Below are 17,666 nucleotides of genomic sequence, written 5' to 3' on the forward strand. Positions count from 1 at the left end.
CTACCCGGCCTGCCTGGCCAGCGCCGCACCGACCACCCGGGCTCCCTCCGCGAACCGCGCCGGGTCGGGCCCGGAGTAGTTCAGCCGCAGGAAAGCGCCCGCCGGTTCGGCCGGAAACCACTCCGCGCCCGCCGCCACCAGAACACCGTCGGTCTCGCAGTCCCGCACCAGCCGATCGAGGTCGGTGGAATCGGGAAGCCGAAGCCACAGGTGCAAGCCCCCGCGGGGCACGCGGTCCAGGTGCCCCGCGGCGACGTGTTCGGTCACCGCCGAGACCAGCAGATCCCGCCGTTGCCGCAACTGATGGCGCAACTCTCGCACATGGGAGTGCCAGGCCGGCTGCGTGACGACGTCCAGCGCGGCGGCCTGCAGCAGCCCGCTGACGTACATGGATTCGGCGCCCCGGTCGGCGAGGATGCGTTCCCGTGCCGGTCCGCGAACCACCAGGCCCGCCACCCGGATCGCCGGCGACACACTCTTGGTCAGGGAGCGCAGGTAGATGACGTGGCCGGCGTCGTCGAGCGCGGCGACCGGGCTGGCAGCGGCGTCGATGGCGAAATCGCGTGCCCAGTCATCTTCCAGCAGGAACGCACCGTGGCGCCGTACGACGTCGAGCACCTGTCGCGTCAACTCGGAATCCCATTGCGCCCCGGTAGGATTGGCGAAGTTTGGTTGCGCATAGAACAGCCGGGCGCCCGTCTCGGCGAAAGCACGCGCGAGCTCGTCGGGATCAGGACCGCTCGATCCGCTCGGTACGGGGACCAACCGCACGCCGGCCTGCGCGGCGGCCAGGATCGCTCCCCAGTAGCTGGGGGACTCGATGAGCATCGGCTGCCCGAAGCCGACCAGGGCCCGAAAAGTCGAGCTCAATCCGCTTTGACTGCCGGGCAACACGATCACATCGCGAGGTGCCGGCGGGGTCACGCCCACGGGGCACGACTCGGCCAGTTCGGTGGCGAACCAGGCCCGTAACTCGGGCAGTCCCGCGGCGTCGGCCCGGGTCAACGCAGCGTCGGCGCGGGCGGCTCGCGCCAGGGCGGCGCGAACCAAGCGCTGGGGCAGCAGTTCCCGGTCCGGATAACCCGAATGCAGGCCGATCACATCGGGTGCCGCGCTGCGCATCGGCGTCGACAGGCCGGGTATGCGAACCTGTGGTGAACCCAGAGCCGCTGTCTGCCAGGCATAGTCGGGTGGCCGGGCAGTGCGTACGGCCCGGACGAACGTGCCGACCCCGGGCCGGGATTCCACGAGCCCGAGGCCGCGCAGTGCGCGCATCGCCTTCTGCACGGTGACCGGGCTGGCCGCGTACTGGGCCACCAGCGCCCGATTGGACGGCAATTGCGCACCGGGCGCCGCGGTGGCGATCCACTGCCGCAGACCCGCCACGATGCGTTCGGTGCTATCGTTATCCATGTCGGATAAGAGTAGCGCTACCGTGATGGTGCGACCACCGTTATCCCAAGCCGGTGTGCTCTGGGGCCTCCTGGGCGTGGTCGCGTTCTCGTTCACCATCGTCTTCACCCGATTCGCGATCGGCGGGCTTTCCCCGCTGTTCATCGGTGCGGGGCGAGCCGTCGTCGCTGCCGCCCTGGCCGCCGCAGCGCTGGCCTGCACGCGGCAATCGCTGCCCCACGGCACCCAGTGGGTCCGCCTGGCGGTGGTAGCGGCGGGCGTCGTCGCAGGTTTCCCCCTCCTGACGTCGTACGCGCTCACGATCGTGCCGGCCAGCCACGGCGCGGTCGTGGTCGCACTGCTACCTGCGGCCACCGCAGTCACCGCGGTCCTCCGCAGCCGCGAGCATCCGCCCGCGGCGTTCTGGACCACCGCCGCCATCGGCGCGGCCGCCGCAGTGGTGTTCGCGATGGTGCAGGGCGGCGGGATCGGCCACCTGAGCTGGGCGGATCTGCTCCTGTTCGGCGCCGTGGCGGCCGCAGCCATCGGCTACGCCGAGGGCGGCCTGCTGGCCAGGGAACTCGGGGCGTGGCAGACCGTGTCGTGGGCGTTGGTGGTGGCAGCCCCGGCGATGCTGGTGCTGACCGCCATCTCCGTCGTGCAACAGCCACCGCATGCGACGACGGCCCAGTGGGCGGCCTTCGGCTATCTCGCCGCGGTCAGCATGTACCTCGGCTTCTTCGCGTGGTACCGGGGCCTGGCCATCGGTCCGATGGCTCAGGTCAGCCAGGTGCAACTCGTCCAGCCCGTCATGACGATCTGCTGGGCCGCGCTACTGCTGCACGAGCAACTGACCTGGCTGACGGCGCTCGGCGGAGCCGCCGTGATCGCGTGCGCGGGCCTGGCCGTGCGCATCCGACTCGGCTGACGACGGCGAACGCCGCTGGAGCTCAGGCAAATTCGGCTAGATCGGCGGTCAGATGGCGGCGATGTACGACGAGGTGTAGATGTCGCCGTGCAGTCGGCCCGGGCGGGGCGGGCCCTCGACAAAGACGCCCGCTCCGGTAGCACCCGGCATCCGCGGGCTCGTGACGGTTGTCGAACCATTGCCCAGGTCATCGATGTACATCACCCCGGTGGTCACCCCAGCGTCACCGGCGTCGCACGGGACCGCCAAGGAGTGCGGCTCCTGAACCAAGCGGACCTGATAGGTGGTGTCGGGTATCGCGGTCTGCATATGCACCTCGGCACGCACCGAACCCGAATCCGGTGCGCCGACATCGACGAAGCCCGAGGCACTGCCGTAGGTCAGGTCGTACGTGGCGGTGACAAGGTCACAGTCCTTGGTCTGGTTGTCCAGCGGCACCATCGTCATGGCCGTACCCGCACCGGCGACCGCGGCACCCGCACCGCCGGTTGCCGCGACTGCAAGCACGACGACTGCTGCTGGACAAATCCCATGCCTGGCCATGATCTGCGCCTCACATGCTCGTTGTGTGATCGTGGTCACATTATCCGCGCACAAGAGGGCTCCGCGCCAGGTTGAACCGCACGCGACGATCCCAGAAGTCGACTCAAACTGGCTGACGCATACGAAAACCGGTGGAACTCACGGAGTTCCACCGGTTTGCGCCGCCTACCACTCAGATCCGGGCGATGAAGGTCGAGCTGTAGGTCTCTGGCATGAACTTGCCGGTCGCAGGCGGACCCTCGATGACGACATACGCGCCCGTTGCACCCTGCATGAGCGGCCCGGTCACGGTGGTCGAGGCCGTGCCCACCGCATCGGTGTGCATCACCCCGGTCGCCACGCCCGGATCACCGGGATTGCACGTGGCGTACGACAAGCGCGGCAGCTGAATGAGCCGCACCTGATAGGCGGTATCGGGCGCGGCCGTCTGCATGCGCACATCGGCACGCACCGAACCCGAACCGTCCGCGCCGACATCGACGAAGCCTGAGCCGGTGCCCGAGCCATAGCCGGTCAGGTGCTCCGCCGCAGCGAAGTCGCAATGCCTGATCTGCGCCTGCAGCGGCACCATCGTCAGGCCCGAATCCGCTGCGGCGACACCAGCGCCGAGCATCGCGACGGCCACGACGGGCGCCGTCATCGCACAACTTTTACCCCGACCCATGATGCGCCCTACCGTTTCTCGCGACCCCTTGGTCACATTATGGACGCACAGCGAACGTTCAGCGCCAGCGGACCAGCAACTCGTTCACCGTTCCGGTCAGGGCCCGCTGCAGGAACGGCCCGAAGCTGATCCGGCCGACCCCGAGCGGTCCGAACGACGCAGGATCGTCGGCCTCGGGTAACGCAATCGCGTTCACCGGCAGCGGCAGCTCAGATGTCAAGCGTCGCATGGTTTCCGGATCATGGCGTCCCACCGGATACAGGCAATCCGCACCCGCGTCGGCAGCCAGTTTCAGCCGGGCCACGGCACGTTCGACGCGATCGGCCTCCGAACCGTCTTCGCGCAGGAACAGATCAGTGCGGGCGTTGATCACGACATGCACCCCTGCGGCGTCAGCCGCCTTGCGCAGTTCACCGACCAACGCGGCGTGTTCCTCGGGGCTACGCAGGCGTTTGCCCTCCTTGTGCACGGTGTCCTCGATGTTCAGCCCGACCGCACCCGCGGCCAGCAGCCCGTCGATGAGCCGCTGCGGCGTCTCGCCGTAACCGGATTCGATGTCGACCGAGATCGGCACGTCGACCGCAGCGCAGATCTGGGCTACCCGCGCCGTCAGTTCGTCGTAGGTCATCCCCTCGCCGTCGGCCTTCCCGACCGAATCGGCCACCGGATGGCTGCCGAGGGTGAGCGCTTCGAACCCCGCTTCGACGGCGGTCTTCGCCGACCAGGCATCCCACACCGTGGGTAGCACCACCGGGTTGCCCGGTTGGTGCAATGCCAGCAGGGCCGTCGCACGGTCCTGCAGAACCTGTTGGGACAGAGCTTGTTGGGGCACCCGCATACCTCCGACTCTCAACGTGACCCGCGTCACTCTCAACTGGTGATGTGGCTAGCATCGGTTGTCGTACTGTGATTCATGACACCCTTCAGCCCAAGGAGGTCACATGTCCACCACAACCGAATTCGCCGAACTGCACAAGTTGATCGGCGATATGCGTCGCTCTGTCACGGCACTGGCGGCCAAATACGGTGACTCGCCGGCCACCCGCCGCATCACCAATGATGTCGAGCGCATCCTGCTCGACGTCGACCGGCTGAACATCGACGCCGATGAACTCGCGATGCGCCACGGCTGCACGCCGCAGACGTCCGTCGGCGAGAAGATCGCGATCCCCGACACCCAATACGACCGAGAGTTCTGGGGCGACATCAGCGATGGCGGCGTCAGCGGCTAGCCAGGCGCCGGGGCATCTGACGCCTCACACAAACAACTGAACCTGACGAAAGGGAACCGTGAGCGCACCCACCGATGACCGTCGTGCGACCGGGGTCTTCTCCCCCACGCGCGCCCAGATTCCGGAGCGCACGCTGCGGACCGACCGGTGGTGGCAGGCGCCACTGCTGACCGACCTGGGACTGGCCGCGTTCGTCATCTACGCCACGATCCGGGCGTTCTGGGGCAGCGCTTACTGGGTTCCGCAGTACCACTACCTGACGCCGTTCTACTCGCCGTGCGTGAGCACCGCGTGCGCGCCGGGCGCGAGCCACTTCGGGCATTGGGTGGGCGCCCTGCCGTGGTTCATCCCGATGGCGTTCATCTCGCTGCCGTTCCTACTCGCCTTCCGGCTCACCTGCTACTACTACCGCAAGGCCTACTACCGGTCGGTCTGGCAGTCCCCGACCGCCTGCGCGGTGGCCGAGCCGCACGCGAAATACACCGGGGAGACGCGACTTCCGCTGATCGTGCAGAACGCACACCGGTACTTCTTCTACGTCGCGGTGCTGATCTCACTGGTGAACACCTACGACGCCATCGTGGCGTTCCACTCCGACAAGACGGCCAGCGGTTTCGGATTCGGCCTGGGGAACCTCATCCTCCTGGTCAACGTGATCCTGCTGTGGGTGTACACCATCTCCTGCCACTCGTGCCGGCACGTCACCGGCGGGCGACTCAAGCACTTCTCGAAACATCCCGTCCGCTATTGGATCTGGACGCAGGTGTCCAAGCTGAACACCCGGCACATGCTGTTCGCGTGGATCACGCTGGGCACCCTGATGCTCACCGACTTCTACATCATGCTGGTCGCCAGCGGAACCATCTCCGACTTGAGATTTGTTGGCTGACAACCTGATTCCTAATAACGAAGTAGTGGGGTTATAGATGGCTGAACTGGAACGGCACCAATACGACGTTGTCGTCATCGGTGCCGGCGGTGCAGGGCTGCGTGCGGTGATCGAGGCGCGTGAGCGGGGTCTGCGGGTGGCGGTGGTGACCAAATCGCTGTTCGGCAAAGCACATACAGTGATGGCCGAGGGCGGGTGCGCCGCGGCGATGCGCAACGTCAACACCAAGGACTCGTGGCAGGTGCACTTCGGTGACACCATGCGCGGCGGCAAGTTCCTCAACAACTGGCGGATGGCCGAACTGCACGCGCAAGAGGCCCCGGACCGCGTGTGGGAGTTGGAGTCCTACGGCGCGTTGTTCGACCGCACCAAGGACGGCCGGATCAGCCAGCGCAACTTCGGCGGGCACACCTACCCGCGGCTGGCCCACGTCGGCGACCGTACCGGCCTGGAGATCATCCGCACCCTGCAGCAGAAGATCGTCTCGCTGCAGCAGGAGGACAAGGCCGAACTCGGTGACTATGAGGCCCGCATCAGGGTTTTCCACGAAACCGCCATCACCGACCTGATCAAAGACGGTGACCGCATCGCGGGCGCGTTCGGGTACTACCGCGAGACCGGCAATTTCGTGCTGTTCGAGGCCCCCGCGATCGTGCTGGCCACCGGAGGCATCGGCAAGTCCTTCAAGGTGTCGTCGAACTCGTGGGAGTACACCGGAGACGGCCATGCGTTGGCTCTGCGCGCCGGATCCGGTCTGATCAACATGGAGTTCATCCAGTTCCACCCGACCGGCATGGTGTGGCCGCTGTCGGTGAAGGGCATCCTGGTCACCGAAGGTGTCCGCGGTGACGGCGGAGTGCTGAAGAACTCCGAAGGCAAGCGGTTCATGTTCGACTACATCCCCGCGGTGTTCAAGGGGCAGTACGCCGAAACCGAAGAAGAAGCCGACCAGTGGCTCAAGGACAACGATTCCGCGCGCCGCACCCCTGACCTGCTGCCCCGCGACGAGGTGGCCCGCGCCATCAACTCCGAGGTCAAGGCGGGACGCGGCTCGCCACACGGCGGCGTGTACCTCGACATCGCTTCGCGGATGCCGACCGAGGAGATCAAGCGGCGGCTGCCGTCGATGTACCACCAGTTCATGGAGCTCGCCGAGGTCGACATCACCAAGGACGAGATGGAGGTCGGGCCGACCTGTCACTACGTGATGGGCGGTATCGAAGTCGACCCCGACACCGGCGGGGCCGTCACGCCCGGGCTGTTCGCCGCGGGTGAGTGTTCGGGCGGGATGCACGGCTCGAACCGGCTGGGCGGCAACTCGTTGAGTGACCTTCTGGTGTTCGGCCGCCGCGCCGGACTCGGGGCCGCCGACTACGTGCAGGCCCTTGCCGAGCGGCCGGCCGTGTCGGAGGCCGCCATCGTCGAGGCCACCCAGCTGGCACTGGACCCGTTCGAAAAGCATGCGAATCCGGAGAATCCGTACACCCTGCACGCCGAGCTGCAACAGTGCATGAACGATCTGGTCGGCATCATCCGCAAGGCCGACGAGATCGAGGAGGCCCTGGCCAAGCTCGCCGAACTCAAGACCCGCGTGCACAGCGTCACCGTCGAGGGCGGCCGCGCCTTCAACCCGGGCTGGCACCTGGCCATCGACATGCGCAACATGCTGCTGGTCAGCGAGTGCGTCGCCAAGGCCGCGCTGGCCCGCACCGAGAGCCGGGGCGGGCACACCCGCGACGACTACCCGGAGATGGACGCCAACTGGCGCAACACGCTGCTGGTGTGCCGCGCAGTTGGCGACGACGACCAGGTAGTGCCGGACGTGACGGTGACGCCGGAGTCGCAGCTACCCATGCGGGCCGACCTGCTGGCCACGTTCGAGCTGTCCGAATTGGAGAAGTACTACACCGAGCAAGAACTGGCCGAGCACCCCGATCGGAAGGGCTGAGATGGCTGCCTACAACGCGAACCTGCGGGTCTGGCGTGGAGACGACACTGGCGGTGACTTGCAGGACTACACCGTCGAGGTCAATGACGGCGAGGTGGTGCTCGACATCATCCACCGGCTGCAGGCCACCCAGACCCCGGATCTGGCCGTGCGGTGGAACTGCAAGGCCGGCAAGTGCGGATCCTGCTCGGCCGAGATCAACGGCCGTCCGCGGCTCATGTGCATGACCCGGATGTCGACATTCGACCCGGCCGAGACCGTCACGGTGACGCCGCTGCGCACCTTCCCCGTGATGCGTGACCTGGTCACCGATGTGTCCTTCAACTACGAGAAGGCGCGCCAGATCCCGTCGTTCACCCCGCCGAAAGACCTGCAGCCCGGTGAGTACCGGATGCAGCAGGAGGACGTGAACCGCAGCCAGGAATTCCGCAAGTGCATCGAGTGCTTCCTGTGCCAGAACGTCTGTCACGTGGTGCGCGACCACGAGGAGAACAAGCAGAACTTCGCAGGCCCCCGGTTCCACATGCGCATCGCCGAGCTGGACATGCATCCGCTTGACACCGTGGACCGCCGCGACATGGCCCAGGACGAGTTCGGCCTGGGTTATTGCAACATCACCAAGTGCTGCACCGAGGTCTGCCCCGAGAACATCAAGATCACCGACAACGCGCTGATCCCGATGAAGGAGCGCGTCGTGGACCGGAAGTACGACCCGATCGTGTGGCTGGGCAACAAGCTGTTCCGCCGATGAGCGCTTGCGCGAAGAGCAAACAGCGGCGCTAGCGACGACAACCCATTGATTCTGCGGGTAAGGCGCGAAAGTACGAATAGACGCTGCCCTGACCGCAGCGTCAACGCGTAGGCTCGGCATAAGCAGCCAATCAGCGACGAAAGGCAGCCGATGACAATGGGACACACCCACAGCGTCAACGACATTCGCACGGCAATCCGCGAGCTTTCCGCGCGCGCGGAACTGGCCCGCAAGGAAGGCCGCCCCGACGACGCCGCCGAACTCGAGCAGCGCGTTGACGGCTACCGCAAGGAACTCTCCGAGCGCCCCTGAACCTCAGTCGCCGAGCCGGTGAAAAGTGCTGCGGTGGAAGACAATCGGTGCGATATCGGCGTGCACCGTGATCTCGCTGACCCGTAGCACCACGATGGTGTGATCCCCCGCGGGCACCAGTTGTGCGATGGCGCTCTCCAGCCACACGCTGGTGCCGTGGATGAACACCGCGCCCGAATCGCGCGATTCCGTCTCCAGACCCGCGAACCGGTCGCCGGTCTTGGCCGCCAGTGCCCGCACCGCGTCGTCGTGGGACTCACCCAGCACACTGATGCCCAGAGCCGGAAGACCCTTGAGCTTGGGCCACGTGGTGGAGCTGTTCTGCACGCAGAAGGACACCAGCGGAGGATCCAGTGACACCGGGACGAACGTGCTGGCAGCCAAGCCCACGCGAATGCCCTCCACCTCGGCGGCGATAGCCACCACGCCGGTGGGGAAATGGCCGAATGCTTCACGCAGAGACGTCGGGCTCAATTCTGTTGCGCTCATATCACCTCCATCTTCACACGGGGTCGCCGACGGCGGCCACCGTCAGGCTCGCCGTGAACAGAACTTGGCCGCGCCGTCGCGCACCGGTTTGAGTAGCCTGACGCCATGCCCAACACGCCGAACCTGTCCGCGCTGCGTGAACGTGTTCGTCCGGGCGTATAGACGGACAACCGCCCAGTCGACATGTGGATCACGCCGCTGCTGGTCATGGCCATCGCAGTCAGCCTGGAGCCGTTCCGGATCGGTATGACGGTCCTGATGCTCAACCGGCCCCGACCGCTGCTACAACTGCTCACCTTCCTCACCGGTGGTTTCGCGATGGGCTCCGCCGTCGGTGTGGTGGTGCTCTTCGTTCTGCGGCCGGCCATGGGTTCAGCGCACTTCACCCTGCCCCGGGCGCAGCTGGTGGCAGGGGCGATCGTGCTGGTGGTCGCGGCAGCCGTCGGTTCCGGCTTGGTAGGGCCCAAAGCCGACCGAGAACCCGGTCAGCTCGCGCTGCGCGCCCGGCAGCTCCTCAACGGTCATTCGCTGTGGACAGCAGGCGTCGCCGGACTCGGCATCGCACTGCCGTCCGTGGACTATCTCGCCGCGCTGACACTCATCGTCGCGTCCGGCACGGCGGCCGCCACGCAAGTCGGCGCCCTGCTGTTGTTCAACGTGGTGGCGTTCGGGCTCGTCGAGATCCCGCTGATCTGCTACCTCGTCGCCCCTGACCGCACCCGCGCGGCCCTCTCGGGGCTGCACGACTGGCTACGGGCCCGGCACCGCCTCGAGGTCGCGGCCCTACTGGCCACCGTCGGCTGTGTCCTGCTCGTCGCGGGCTGTACCGGGCTGTAGCGATCGCCTACCGGTCAGGCATCCAGGCGGATGAACTCGTCCTGCCGGTATTGCTCTGCACAGGCGGCACGCCTGATCTTGCCGCTCGTCGTCGTCGGTATCGAGCCCGGTGGAACGAGCACGAGGTCCCCGACATTGAGCCCGTGGGCATTGGAGATCGCGGACGTGACGTCGCTCTTGACCGCGGTGAGCCACTGTCCGGCCTCGACCGTCGACTCCCCTCGCTTCTTCACTTCGATGACGGTGACGAGCTTCTCGGTGCTGTTCACCGGAACCGATATCGCCGCGACCCGGCCACCCGTGATCTGCTGGACCGTCGCCTCGATGTCCTCGGGATAGTGATTGCGCCCGCGGATGATCAGCAGATCCTTGATGCGGCCGACGATGAACAGCTCACCACCGGAAACGAAGCCCAGATCACCGGTTTTCAGCCAGGGTCCGGCCGCCGTCCCCGGTGATGGGTCGACAAGGGTGGCGCCGAAGCACTGTTGCTCCTCGGGTGACCGGTTCCAGTAGCCGGTCGCGACGTTGTCGCCGTGCACCCAGATCTCACCGACCACGTCCTGCCCGCATTCCCGGTGCGTCTCGACGTCGACGATGCGCAGTACCGGCGACTGCGGCAGCTGGTATCTGACGAGCGCGGAGCTGGTTCCGGCCGCACGCCCGCTGCGCAGCTCCTCGGGTGCGCACCGCCGCACACGGCCCGCCGACAGTTCGTCGACATCGAACGCGGCGACCTCCGCGGACTCGTTCCAGACACCGCTCGTCACGTACACGGTCGCTTCCGCCAACCCGTACGAAGGCCGCAGCATGTGGTCGCGAAAATTGAAGTGCGCGAACCGATCTGCGAAGCGTTCCAGGGTCGCCGGCTCGACCCGCTCGGCACCGTTGATGATGCCCTGCACCCCGCCGAGGTCGAGTCCCGCGAGGTCGGCGTCCTTGGTCTTGCGGGCGGCCAGATCGAACGCGAAGTTGGGAGCGGCGGAAAAGGCGCCGCGACTCTCGGCAAGTGCCCGCACCCATCGCGACGGCTTCTCCAGGAAGGCCACCGGGCTCGTCAGCACCGCGCGATAACCACCGAGGATCGGCGCGCAGACACCGAGCACCAAACCCATGTCATGGTAGAAGGGCAACCACGACACGATCGTCCGTTCGGTTGCGGACTGGGCGTTGGCATCCGAGAACAGGCCGCGCATCAACTGCTCGAAATTCGCCTGCAGGTTGCGGTGCGAGATCATCACCCCGGCCGGCAGCCGAGTCGAACCGGAGCTGTACTGCAGGTACGCCGTGCTGGGGAACTCGGCCGTCTCGACGCTCGGTTCGCCATCGGCATCAAGGTTCAGCGCATCGATCGCCACGATCTTCGGCGCGGTCTCCATGACCGACTGGTCGACATAATCGCCGACATCCTGCGCGACGGCGGACGTCGTGAGAACCACCGCCGGGTGCGTATCGGCGACGACCGCACTCACGCGATCATGACTGGAACCGCGGTGCGGCAACGGCAACGGAACAGCGATGAGCCCCGCCTGCATGGCGCCCAGAAAAGCCAGGATGTATTCGAGGCCCTGGGGAGCGAGGATCACCGCCCGATCACCGACCTCGCCGTGGAGCCGGATCTCGCGTGCCACATTCATGGTCCGACGCGACAGCTGCGCCCACGTCAGGCTGTGCGCAACACCTGCCGGGTCGTGGTCGTACTCGGTGAACGTGAAGGCCACATCGTCAGGACGCAGGCTGGCGCGCCCATGCAGCATCGAGAGAATGGATGATTGGGTCGACATCACATCACGTCCATAACTAGTCGAATCCGTCGGTTCGGTATCGCCGTCAGCCTGCGCTCTTGGGGTTCAGCACGGACATCGCGCCGTTGACGATCTCCGACATGGGGTCCGCGCCACCACCGAAGGTGGCCTCGTTGGCCGGTGCGGTGACTTTCGCGGGATCGAAGCCGTGCACCGGGTCGACCGTGACCGGAGCGGTCGCCGGATCGTCGTTACGCGAATAACCCGCATCCACCAGGGGCTGCAAAACCCGGTCCAGCTGGTTGAGCGTGTTCTGGTCATACCCCAGGTACTTGAAGGGCAACACCAGGGGCAAGTGCTCCTCGGGGACCAGATACGTCGTGGTCGTCGCGCCCTTGGAGTTGACCGTCGTCCTGATGTTCTGCGGCGGAACATTGCTGGGATTGGTGAACGCGATCGCGGTGTGACCGGTCGCGAGTCCGGCGATCGCATTGATGACGCTCATCCAGTTGTCGGGCCGGTCCGGCCAGTCGGCGATGCTGTCGTAGGCCGAGATGAACTGGTCGGTGTGGTACTGGCTCTCCACCGGAGCCGGTATGCGGTAGTCCATGAACGGCACGACACTGCCGACGGGGAAATTCTGGGTCAGGAAACTCTCCCCGAACGGATGCTTGGCGATCGGGTCGCCGAACGTCGCGAAGGTCAACTGGTCCGGCGGCGGAGCAGTCGGATCGTTGGCCAGCCGCGCCTTCACAGCGTTGAGCACGAGCGCGCCCTCGGACAGCCCCATCGCGGTGCCCTTGCCTTGGCGGACGGCGGCGTCGAGATTGCCTTCTCCCTCATCGACCGATTCACCGATGCTGGGGCCGTCGAGTCCCAGGCCGGGGTAGATCTTCTCCCCGATCGGGCCGACCCCAGGGAAGAGACGTTCCAGGGTGTGGCCCTGAACCTGTCCTGCCGGGTAGTCCACCTTCACTCGCTTCATACCCGGGAACCACTGCTCACCCGTCATCCGGATGTACTCGTCATAAGGAATGCCGAGAACGTGAGCCCCACCCAATGCGTATGCGGTTCCGGGATCTGGATTCCCTGGGACGGGCGGTCTGGGCACCGGCGCGTCGTCGGCCCGCGCACTGCCGACGACGCCGAAGGATCCTGTGACGCTGGTTGTCACCAGCAGTGCAAGTCCAGCAAGGAGTTTCTTCATCTCCACTCCTATCGCCCCGCTCCGGTTCGTAGTTTCACACACATGACGTCTGCATGCCCGTTCTGACACTGCTGAGAATTTGCTGCGGACGGCCCAGCAATCACGTCCGCAGAGTCCTTTTTGCTCCTCACGTCCGCAGAGCACCCTTTTGCTCCTCACGTCCGCAGGCCCAACTTGCGGGCGACCTCCCGCGACGGCCAGAAATTCGCCCGCCCCACCAATGTTGCAATGGCGGGCACCGTGATGGTGCGCACCACGAAGGTGTCCAACAGGATTCCCACACCGATCACGAAGCCCCCTTGAACCACTATGCCAATGCTGGAGAACAGCAGACCCGCCATCGAGGCCGCGAAGATGAGCCCTGCCGCGGTGATCACACCGCCCGTCGAACTCAACGTGCGAATGACGCCGTACCGCACGCTGTGCAAAGACTCGTCACGCAGTCGCGACACCAGCAGCATGTTGTAGTCGGCGCCCACCGCGACCAGCACCACGAACGCCAACGGCGGCACACTCCAATGCAGTGGCTGGTGTAACAGGTATTGGAAGAACAACACGCTGATGCCCATCGCCGCGAAGTACGAGACCACCACGGACCCGACGAGGTAGAGCGGTGCGATGACCGACCGCAACAGCAACATCAGCGTCACCAACACGACGATGAGCGTCGCGATGATGATGTAGCGGATGTCCTGCTGGTAGTAGTCGCGGGTATCGCGCAGCGCGGCGGGGAATCCGCCCATCGATATCGTCGCGTCGGCCAGCGCGGTGTTCGGCTGAGCACCCCGAGCGATGTCCTGGATCTGGTTGACCTGGTCCATCGCTTCCGAGCTGAACGGGTTGAGTTTGGTTTGCACGAGGTACCGCGCCGAGCGGCCGTCCGGCGAGACATACGCCGCGGAAGCCTTCTTGAAGTCCGGCAGGCCCAGCACTTCGGCCGGGATGTTGAAGCCGGCCTGTGACGGGTCGGCGGCATTGGTCCGCATCGTCATCAGGAACGCCGAGGCCTGATTGAGTCCGTCGGCGATCACCTTGACCTGTTTGACGAGTTCGTCCACCCCGCCTGACACTTCGCGGCTGCCGCCGGCCAGCCGGTCGGCGCCTTGCTGCAGCTGCCTCATGCCGGCCTGCGGGCCGCCGGGCTTGTCCAGGCCCAGGGTCTTGACCGCCTTGGAGACATTCACCAGAGCGGCGTTGAGCTTGTTGACCGTCGCCGTCAGGGTCTGCTTGTCGTCGACGCCCTGGAGTTGGTGCGCGAGATCGTTGATCTGGTCGAGATTGCCGTCGCCTCGCGAGTCGCTCAGTTTCTGGAATTGGGCGCGCGTTTCGCTGCACGACGGATTGGCGTCGCAGACCGCGTTACCGTTCAGCGCCTGCAGAACCGGGTCGATCCATCCGAAGATGTTCTTGACGGCCGAGAGGTTGTATCCCATGGAATTGGACAGCGCATTGATGCTCTGCACCAGCTTGGCCGCGGTTTCGACGTCCTTGACCAGCTTGTCGCCGCCGTATTCGGTGCGCACCGACGACATCGTGTCGACCAGGCTCTGAATGCTCGGCGCGATTTGCGTGATCTGGGCGCGCACGTCGGCGAGACTGTCCGCCAGGGTCTTGGCCCCGTTCGTCAGCCGGTTGAGGTCGCCGCTGCGCTGGTCGATCTGATCAGATCCGTTCGCCAGCCGATCACCGACGAGGCCTGCCTGGTAGGTGGCCCGGAACTCCGGCGGCACATCGCCGAGCGGCCGGGTGATGCCGCTGACCATGCCGACATCGGGCAACTGGGCGACGCGCGACGCCATCTGTTCCAGATCCGCCAGGGCCCGCGGAGTGCGCAGATCGTGCGGAGACTGGACCAGGATGTACTCGGGAATGGACTGGGCGATGGGGAAATGGCGTTCGACCGCGGCATACCCGATGGAGCTCGACGCCGACGCCGACACCACCTTGCGGTCGTCGTAGTTGTATCGCGCGAAGATCGCGCAACCGGCCAGGAGAGCCAGAATCAGCAGGCTGGCGGCGAGATGCGCCACGGGCCTACGCACGATCCGGATACCGGAACGCCGCCAGAACCGAGCCGTCAGCTCGCGCCGCGGCTTCACCCACCCGCGGGGGCCGGCGAGCACCAGGATCGCGGGCAACAAGGTCAGCCCGGCGAGGAACGCGACACCGATGCCGATGGCCGACGCCACTCCGACCGTTCTGAACACACCCATCTTTGAGAAGCTCAGCAACAGGAACGTCAGACCCACCGTCGTGGCGGATGCGGCGATCACCTTCCCGATCGAGATCATCGCCTTGTTGACCGCCTGATCGGAATCCGAGCCCGAGCGCAGATAGTCGTGATAGCGGCTGATCAGAAAGACCGCGTAGTCCGTTCCGGCGCCGGCCATGATCGCGCTGAGGAAGACGATGGACTGGTTGGACACGCCTGAACCCGTGAGCTGGGAGTAGCCCGCGACCAGCGCTTGGGCGATCACCAGCGACGATCCGATGGTCACCAACGGCAACAGCATGGTGACCGCACTGCGGTAGACGACCAACAGCACCGCGAGGACCAGGACGGCGATCGCGATCTCGATCGGCAGCCGATCCTTCTGACCTGCGACGGTGAGGTCGGCGGCGGTGGCCGCAGGGCCCGTCACGTGGATTTGCGCGGTGCTGCCCGCGGTGCTGCGGGCGACGATCTCGGAGACCCGGTTGAACGACTCGAACGCCCGCGGCGTGCCCAGCTCACCGGCCAGACCCACCGGCAACACCCAGGTCGTCTTGTCCTCACTGGTCATGAACTTCCGCAGCTGCGGGGTAGCGATGAAGTCCTGCACACTGACCACATCGGCCTGGTCATCGCGCAAAGCGTCGACCAGCTTGCGGTAGGTCGCCTCGTCGGCGGGTCCGAGGCCTTTCTCGTTGATCAGCGCCACCAACAGAAGGTCGTCGTTGCCCGGTTCGTGAAACGCTTCGGTCATCTTTTGCGCGGTCACGCTCGACGGCGCGTCGTTGGGCAGGATGGCCAGCGGATGCTTCTCGGCCATGGCACTCAGTGACGGGAAGGCCAGCGGCAGGGCGACCAGCAGCGCCACCCAGACTCCGATCACCGCCCAGGGCCACCGCACCACGAGGTCCGCTATCCGTCGCATGTTGCCCTCACCTTCACCCCGAAGTCAGAGCACAGCGGAAAATCAATAGCCATCTCTGCTCCTCGCGTCCGCACCGTTTTGTACTGCGCTACGCGACGCGTCCCCAGTGCCCGCTGTCAGCAACCCGTCCGGCGACCGACTTCATCGCCTCCATGTAGCGGGTCACCGATTTCTTGGCGACCGCATTGTCGGGGTGCATGATCGCCATGACCGTGCCTTCCCCGTACCGGAATATGTAGATCGTCAATTGGTAGGAAAACCGATTGTCGGGGTACATCCCGATATTGTTCGCAAGCCCCAAGTCGCCGGCCGCGAGGATCGCGTTGAGCGGCGCGGCACCACCGTGCAAGAAGTTTGACACCGGAAAGTTCGGGCGTGGCCAGTTCAACCACGGAGCCAACTCCAAAACGCGGTAATACGGAACACGCGCCATGTCAAGCCCGGAGTCGAAAGAAGCCTGCGCTGCCCATGCGGCCTCGCTGAAAGACGTCGCCGCCACCGGCACGGTGATCGGAATCAGGCCCGTGAACCAGCCCTGTGTCATGAAATTGTCGCCGGCGGTGCGGGAATCTCTCGGAGTGAGCCCGTAATAGGTGAGCGCTCCCGTGAATTCATGCTCCACCAGAGCCAGACAGGCAAACAAGCCTCCGACGAAACGTGCGCCGGCTCCGGAACAGGCCGAGTCGAAGCGTTCGGTCTGAGCCGGGCTCATCAGAGTCTCGGAACTCCAGGCGCTGCTCATCGACTCGTCCGGGTTGCCCAGTGGCAGCGGAAATTCGGGGAAGCCGTCGCGGTTGTTCGCGGCGAAGTCGATCCAGGCGCGGACCCCGGGCGAATCCACGGTCAACGCGGAGGTGTACTCGCCCTCGCGGACACAAAAATCGTCGAAGCTACCAGCATCGGGAAGCGCGAGAGCCTGGCCGCTCCCGCTCATCGCGGAATACATGCCGTTGGCTTCCATCATCGTGGTGCCGATCAACGTCGCGTCCCCGTGAACGTGGTCCATGGCGGCGAAGAACGTGAAGTGAGTTTCGTTCTGGACTATTTCGTCGGCCGTCATGTGCCCTTGATCGACGGGCACGAATTCAATGTCGGCCGGGTCGTCGAGGGCACGCCGGATGAAGTCGCCGTCACCGGTCCGTTCGAACCAACTCCGGAATGTGTCGTGCCGCCGTAGATAGGTATTGACGGCGTGATCCATGGCTGCGATATCGCATTGCCCTGCCACCTCACAGCTGGCGATGATCTGCCGGGAGAAGTTCAAACCGGCCGCGGTGCGGTCGTGATAGTTACGAAGGTGTTGGCGCTGCTTGTAGCTAACCGGAACCGGGCTCACTGGCGCTTCTTTGGCTCTTTCCTGAGCTGCGGCAGTCGGGTGCCACGAGGTGACCGAGCCCGAGCTCAACGACCATTCATCAAGTGCGCCAACAGTTATCTTCCCGATGCGCAAAAGCTCGTCCCCTCTCAGGACTCCTAGCCAAGCCGGTTGTGGGGCCGACACAGCCCGTCGCGGCACAACATACCCTCGGTTCTACCGGAGGCGTCTGGCACAGGTTCCTGTCAGGACAGCGAACCAAGCACGCCACAGGTAC

General features: G+C 65.5%; 16 protein-coding genes. 7 read left to right on the forward strand and 9 right to left on the reverse strand.

The features are described from left to right. A complete protein-coding gene (locus BTO20_RS34490) occupies nt 1–1,413 on the reverse strand; it encodes an aminotransferase-like domain-containing protein (RefSeq protein ID WP_087080736.1) in 1,413 nt (470 codons plus the stop codon). Between the two features lie 25 nt (nt 1,414–1,438). On the opposite strand from BTO20_RS34490, the gene BTO20_RS34495 reads away from it, so the two are divergent. Continuing rightward, complete coding sequence (locus tag BTO20_RS34495) at nt 1,439–2,320, forward strand: DMT family transporter (RefSeq protein ID WP_232490950.1); 882 nt, start codon at nt 1,439–1,441, stop codon at nt 2,318–2,320. A gap of 48 nt (nt 2,321–2,368) precedes the next feature. Here the strand turns inward: BTO20_RS34495 and BTO20_RS34500 are convergent, their stop codons facing one another. The 3 genes from BTO20_RS34500 to BTO20_RS34510 all read right to left on the reverse strand — a co-directional run bounded on the left by BTO20_RS34500 (nt 2,369) and on the right by BTO20_RS34510 (nt 4,359). After that, entirely contained in the window at nt 2,369–2,827 is a 459-nt protein-coding gene (locus BTO20_RS34500) for a hypothetical protein (RefSeq protein ID WP_087080740.1), read from the reverse strand. Between the two features lie 208 nt (nt 2,828–3,035). Further along, nucleotides 3,036–3,503 (reverse strand): hypothetical protein, encoded by a 468-nt coding sequence (locus tag BTO20_RS34505; RefSeq protein ID WP_232490951.1) that lies wholly within the window; start codon nt 3,501–3,503, stop codon nt 3,036–3,038. A gap of 82 nt (nt 3,504–3,585) precedes the next feature. Next, nucleotides 3,586–4,359 (reverse strand): isocitrate lyase/PEP mutase family protein, encoded by a 774-nt coding sequence (locus BTO20_RS34510; RefSeq protein ID WP_087083097.1) that lies wholly within the window; start codon nt 4,357–4,359, stop codon nt 3,586–3,588. A 109-nt stretch (nt 4,360–4,468) separates the two neighbouring features. Between BTO20_RS34510 and BTO20_RS34515 the strand changes: the two genes are divergently transcribed. From BTO20_RS34515 to BTO20_RS40010, 5 genes are all read left to right on the forward strand, one after another. Further along, on the forward strand, nt 4,469–4,759 hold the full coding sequence (locus BTO20_RS34515; RefSeq protein WP_087080744.1) for a hypothetical protein: 291 nt from the start codon (nt 4,469–4,471) through the stop codon (nt 4,757–4,759). 58 nt (nt 4,760–4,817) lie between these two features. Next, nucleotides 4,818–5,648 (forward strand): hypothetical protein, encoded by an 831-nt coding sequence (locus BTO20_RS34520; protein ID WP_087080746.1) that lies wholly within the window; start codon nt 4,818–4,820, stop codon nt 5,646–5,648. Between the two features lie 37 nt (nt 5,649–5,685). Then, the gene (locus BTO20_RS34525) at nt 5,686–7,596 is read left to right on the forward strand and encodes a fumarate reductase/succinate dehydrogenase flavoprotein subunit (RefSeq protein ID WP_087080748.1); all 1,911 of its coding nucleotides are present in this window, start codon (nt 5,686–5,688) and stop codon (nt 7,594–7,596) included. A gap of 1 nt (nt 7,597) precedes the next feature. Next, nucleotides 7,598–8,347 (forward strand): succinate dehydrogenase/fumarate reductase iron-sulfur subunit, encoded by a 750-nt coding sequence (locus tag BTO20_RS34530; RefSeq protein ID WP_087080750.1) that lies wholly within the window; start codon nt 7,598–7,600, stop codon nt 8,345–8,347. A 150-nt stretch (nt 8,348–8,497) separates the two neighbouring features. Then, nucleotides 8,498–8,659, forward strand: coding sequence for a hypothetical protein (locus BTO20_RS40010; RefSeq protein WP_087080752.1), 162 nt, complete (start codon nt 8,498–8,500; stop codon nt 8,657–8,659). Nucleotides 8,660–8,662: 3 nt separating this feature from the next. On the opposite strand, the gene BTO20_RS34540 is transcribed toward BTO20_RS40010, so the two are convergent. Next, complete coding sequence (locus BTO20_RS34540) at nt 8,663–9,148, reverse strand: flavin reductase family protein (RefSeq protein WP_087080754.1); 486 nt, start codon at nt 9,146–9,148, stop codon at nt 8,663–8,665. A 183-nt stretch (nt 9,149–9,331) separates the two neighbouring features. Between BTO20_RS34540 and BTO20_RS34545 the strand changes: the two genes are divergently transcribed. Then, nucleotides 9,332–9,985 carry a GAP family protein gene (locus BTO20_RS34545; protein WP_087080756.1) on the forward strand — a complete coding sequence of 218 codons (654 nt, stop codon included), beginning with the start codon at nt 9,332–9,334 and terminating at the stop codon, nt 9,983–9,985. A 14-nt stretch (nt 9,986–9,999) separates the two neighbouring features. On the opposite strand, the gene BTO20_RS34550 is transcribed toward BTO20_RS34545, so the two are convergent. From BTO20_RS34550 to BTO20_RS34565, 4 genes are all read right to left on the reverse strand, one after another. Continuing rightward, nucleotides 10,000–11,769: an AMP-binding protein gene (locus BTO20_RS34550; protein WP_087080758.1), complete on the reverse strand. Its 1,770-nt coding sequence runs from the start codon at nt 11,767–11,769 to the stop codon at nt 10,000–10,002. A 46-nt stretch (nt 11,770–11,815) separates the two neighbouring features. After that, nucleotides 11,816–12,937 carry an acyltransferase PE gene (gene pe / locus BTO20_RS34555; protein WP_198344175.1) on the reverse strand — a complete coding sequence of 374 codons (1,122 nt, stop codon included), beginning with the start codon at nt 12,935–12,937 and terminating at the stop codon, nt 11,816–11,818. A 155-nt stretch (nt 12,938–13,092) separates the two neighbouring features. After that, nucleotides 13,093–16,074, reverse strand: a complete 2,982-nt coding sequence (locus tag BTO20_RS34560) for an MMPL/RND family transporter (RefSeq protein ID WP_087080759.1) — start codon at nt 16,072–16,074, stop codon at nt 13,093–13,095. An 88-nt stretch (nt 16,075–16,162) separates the two neighbouring features. After that, nucleotides 16,163–17,524, reverse strand: a complete 1,362-nt coding sequence (locus tag BTO20_RS34565; protein ID WP_087080761.1) for a condensation domain-containing protein — start codon at nt 17,522–17,524, stop codon at nt 16,163–16,165. Between the last annotated feature and the right edge of the window lie 142 nt (nt 17,525–17,666).

This window comes from Mycobacterium dioxanotrophicus (assembly GCF_002157835.1).
Taxonomy (GTDB): domain Bacteria; phylum Actinomycetota; class Actinomycetes; order Mycobacteriales; family Mycobacteriaceae; genus Mycobacterium; species Mycobacterium dioxanotrophicus.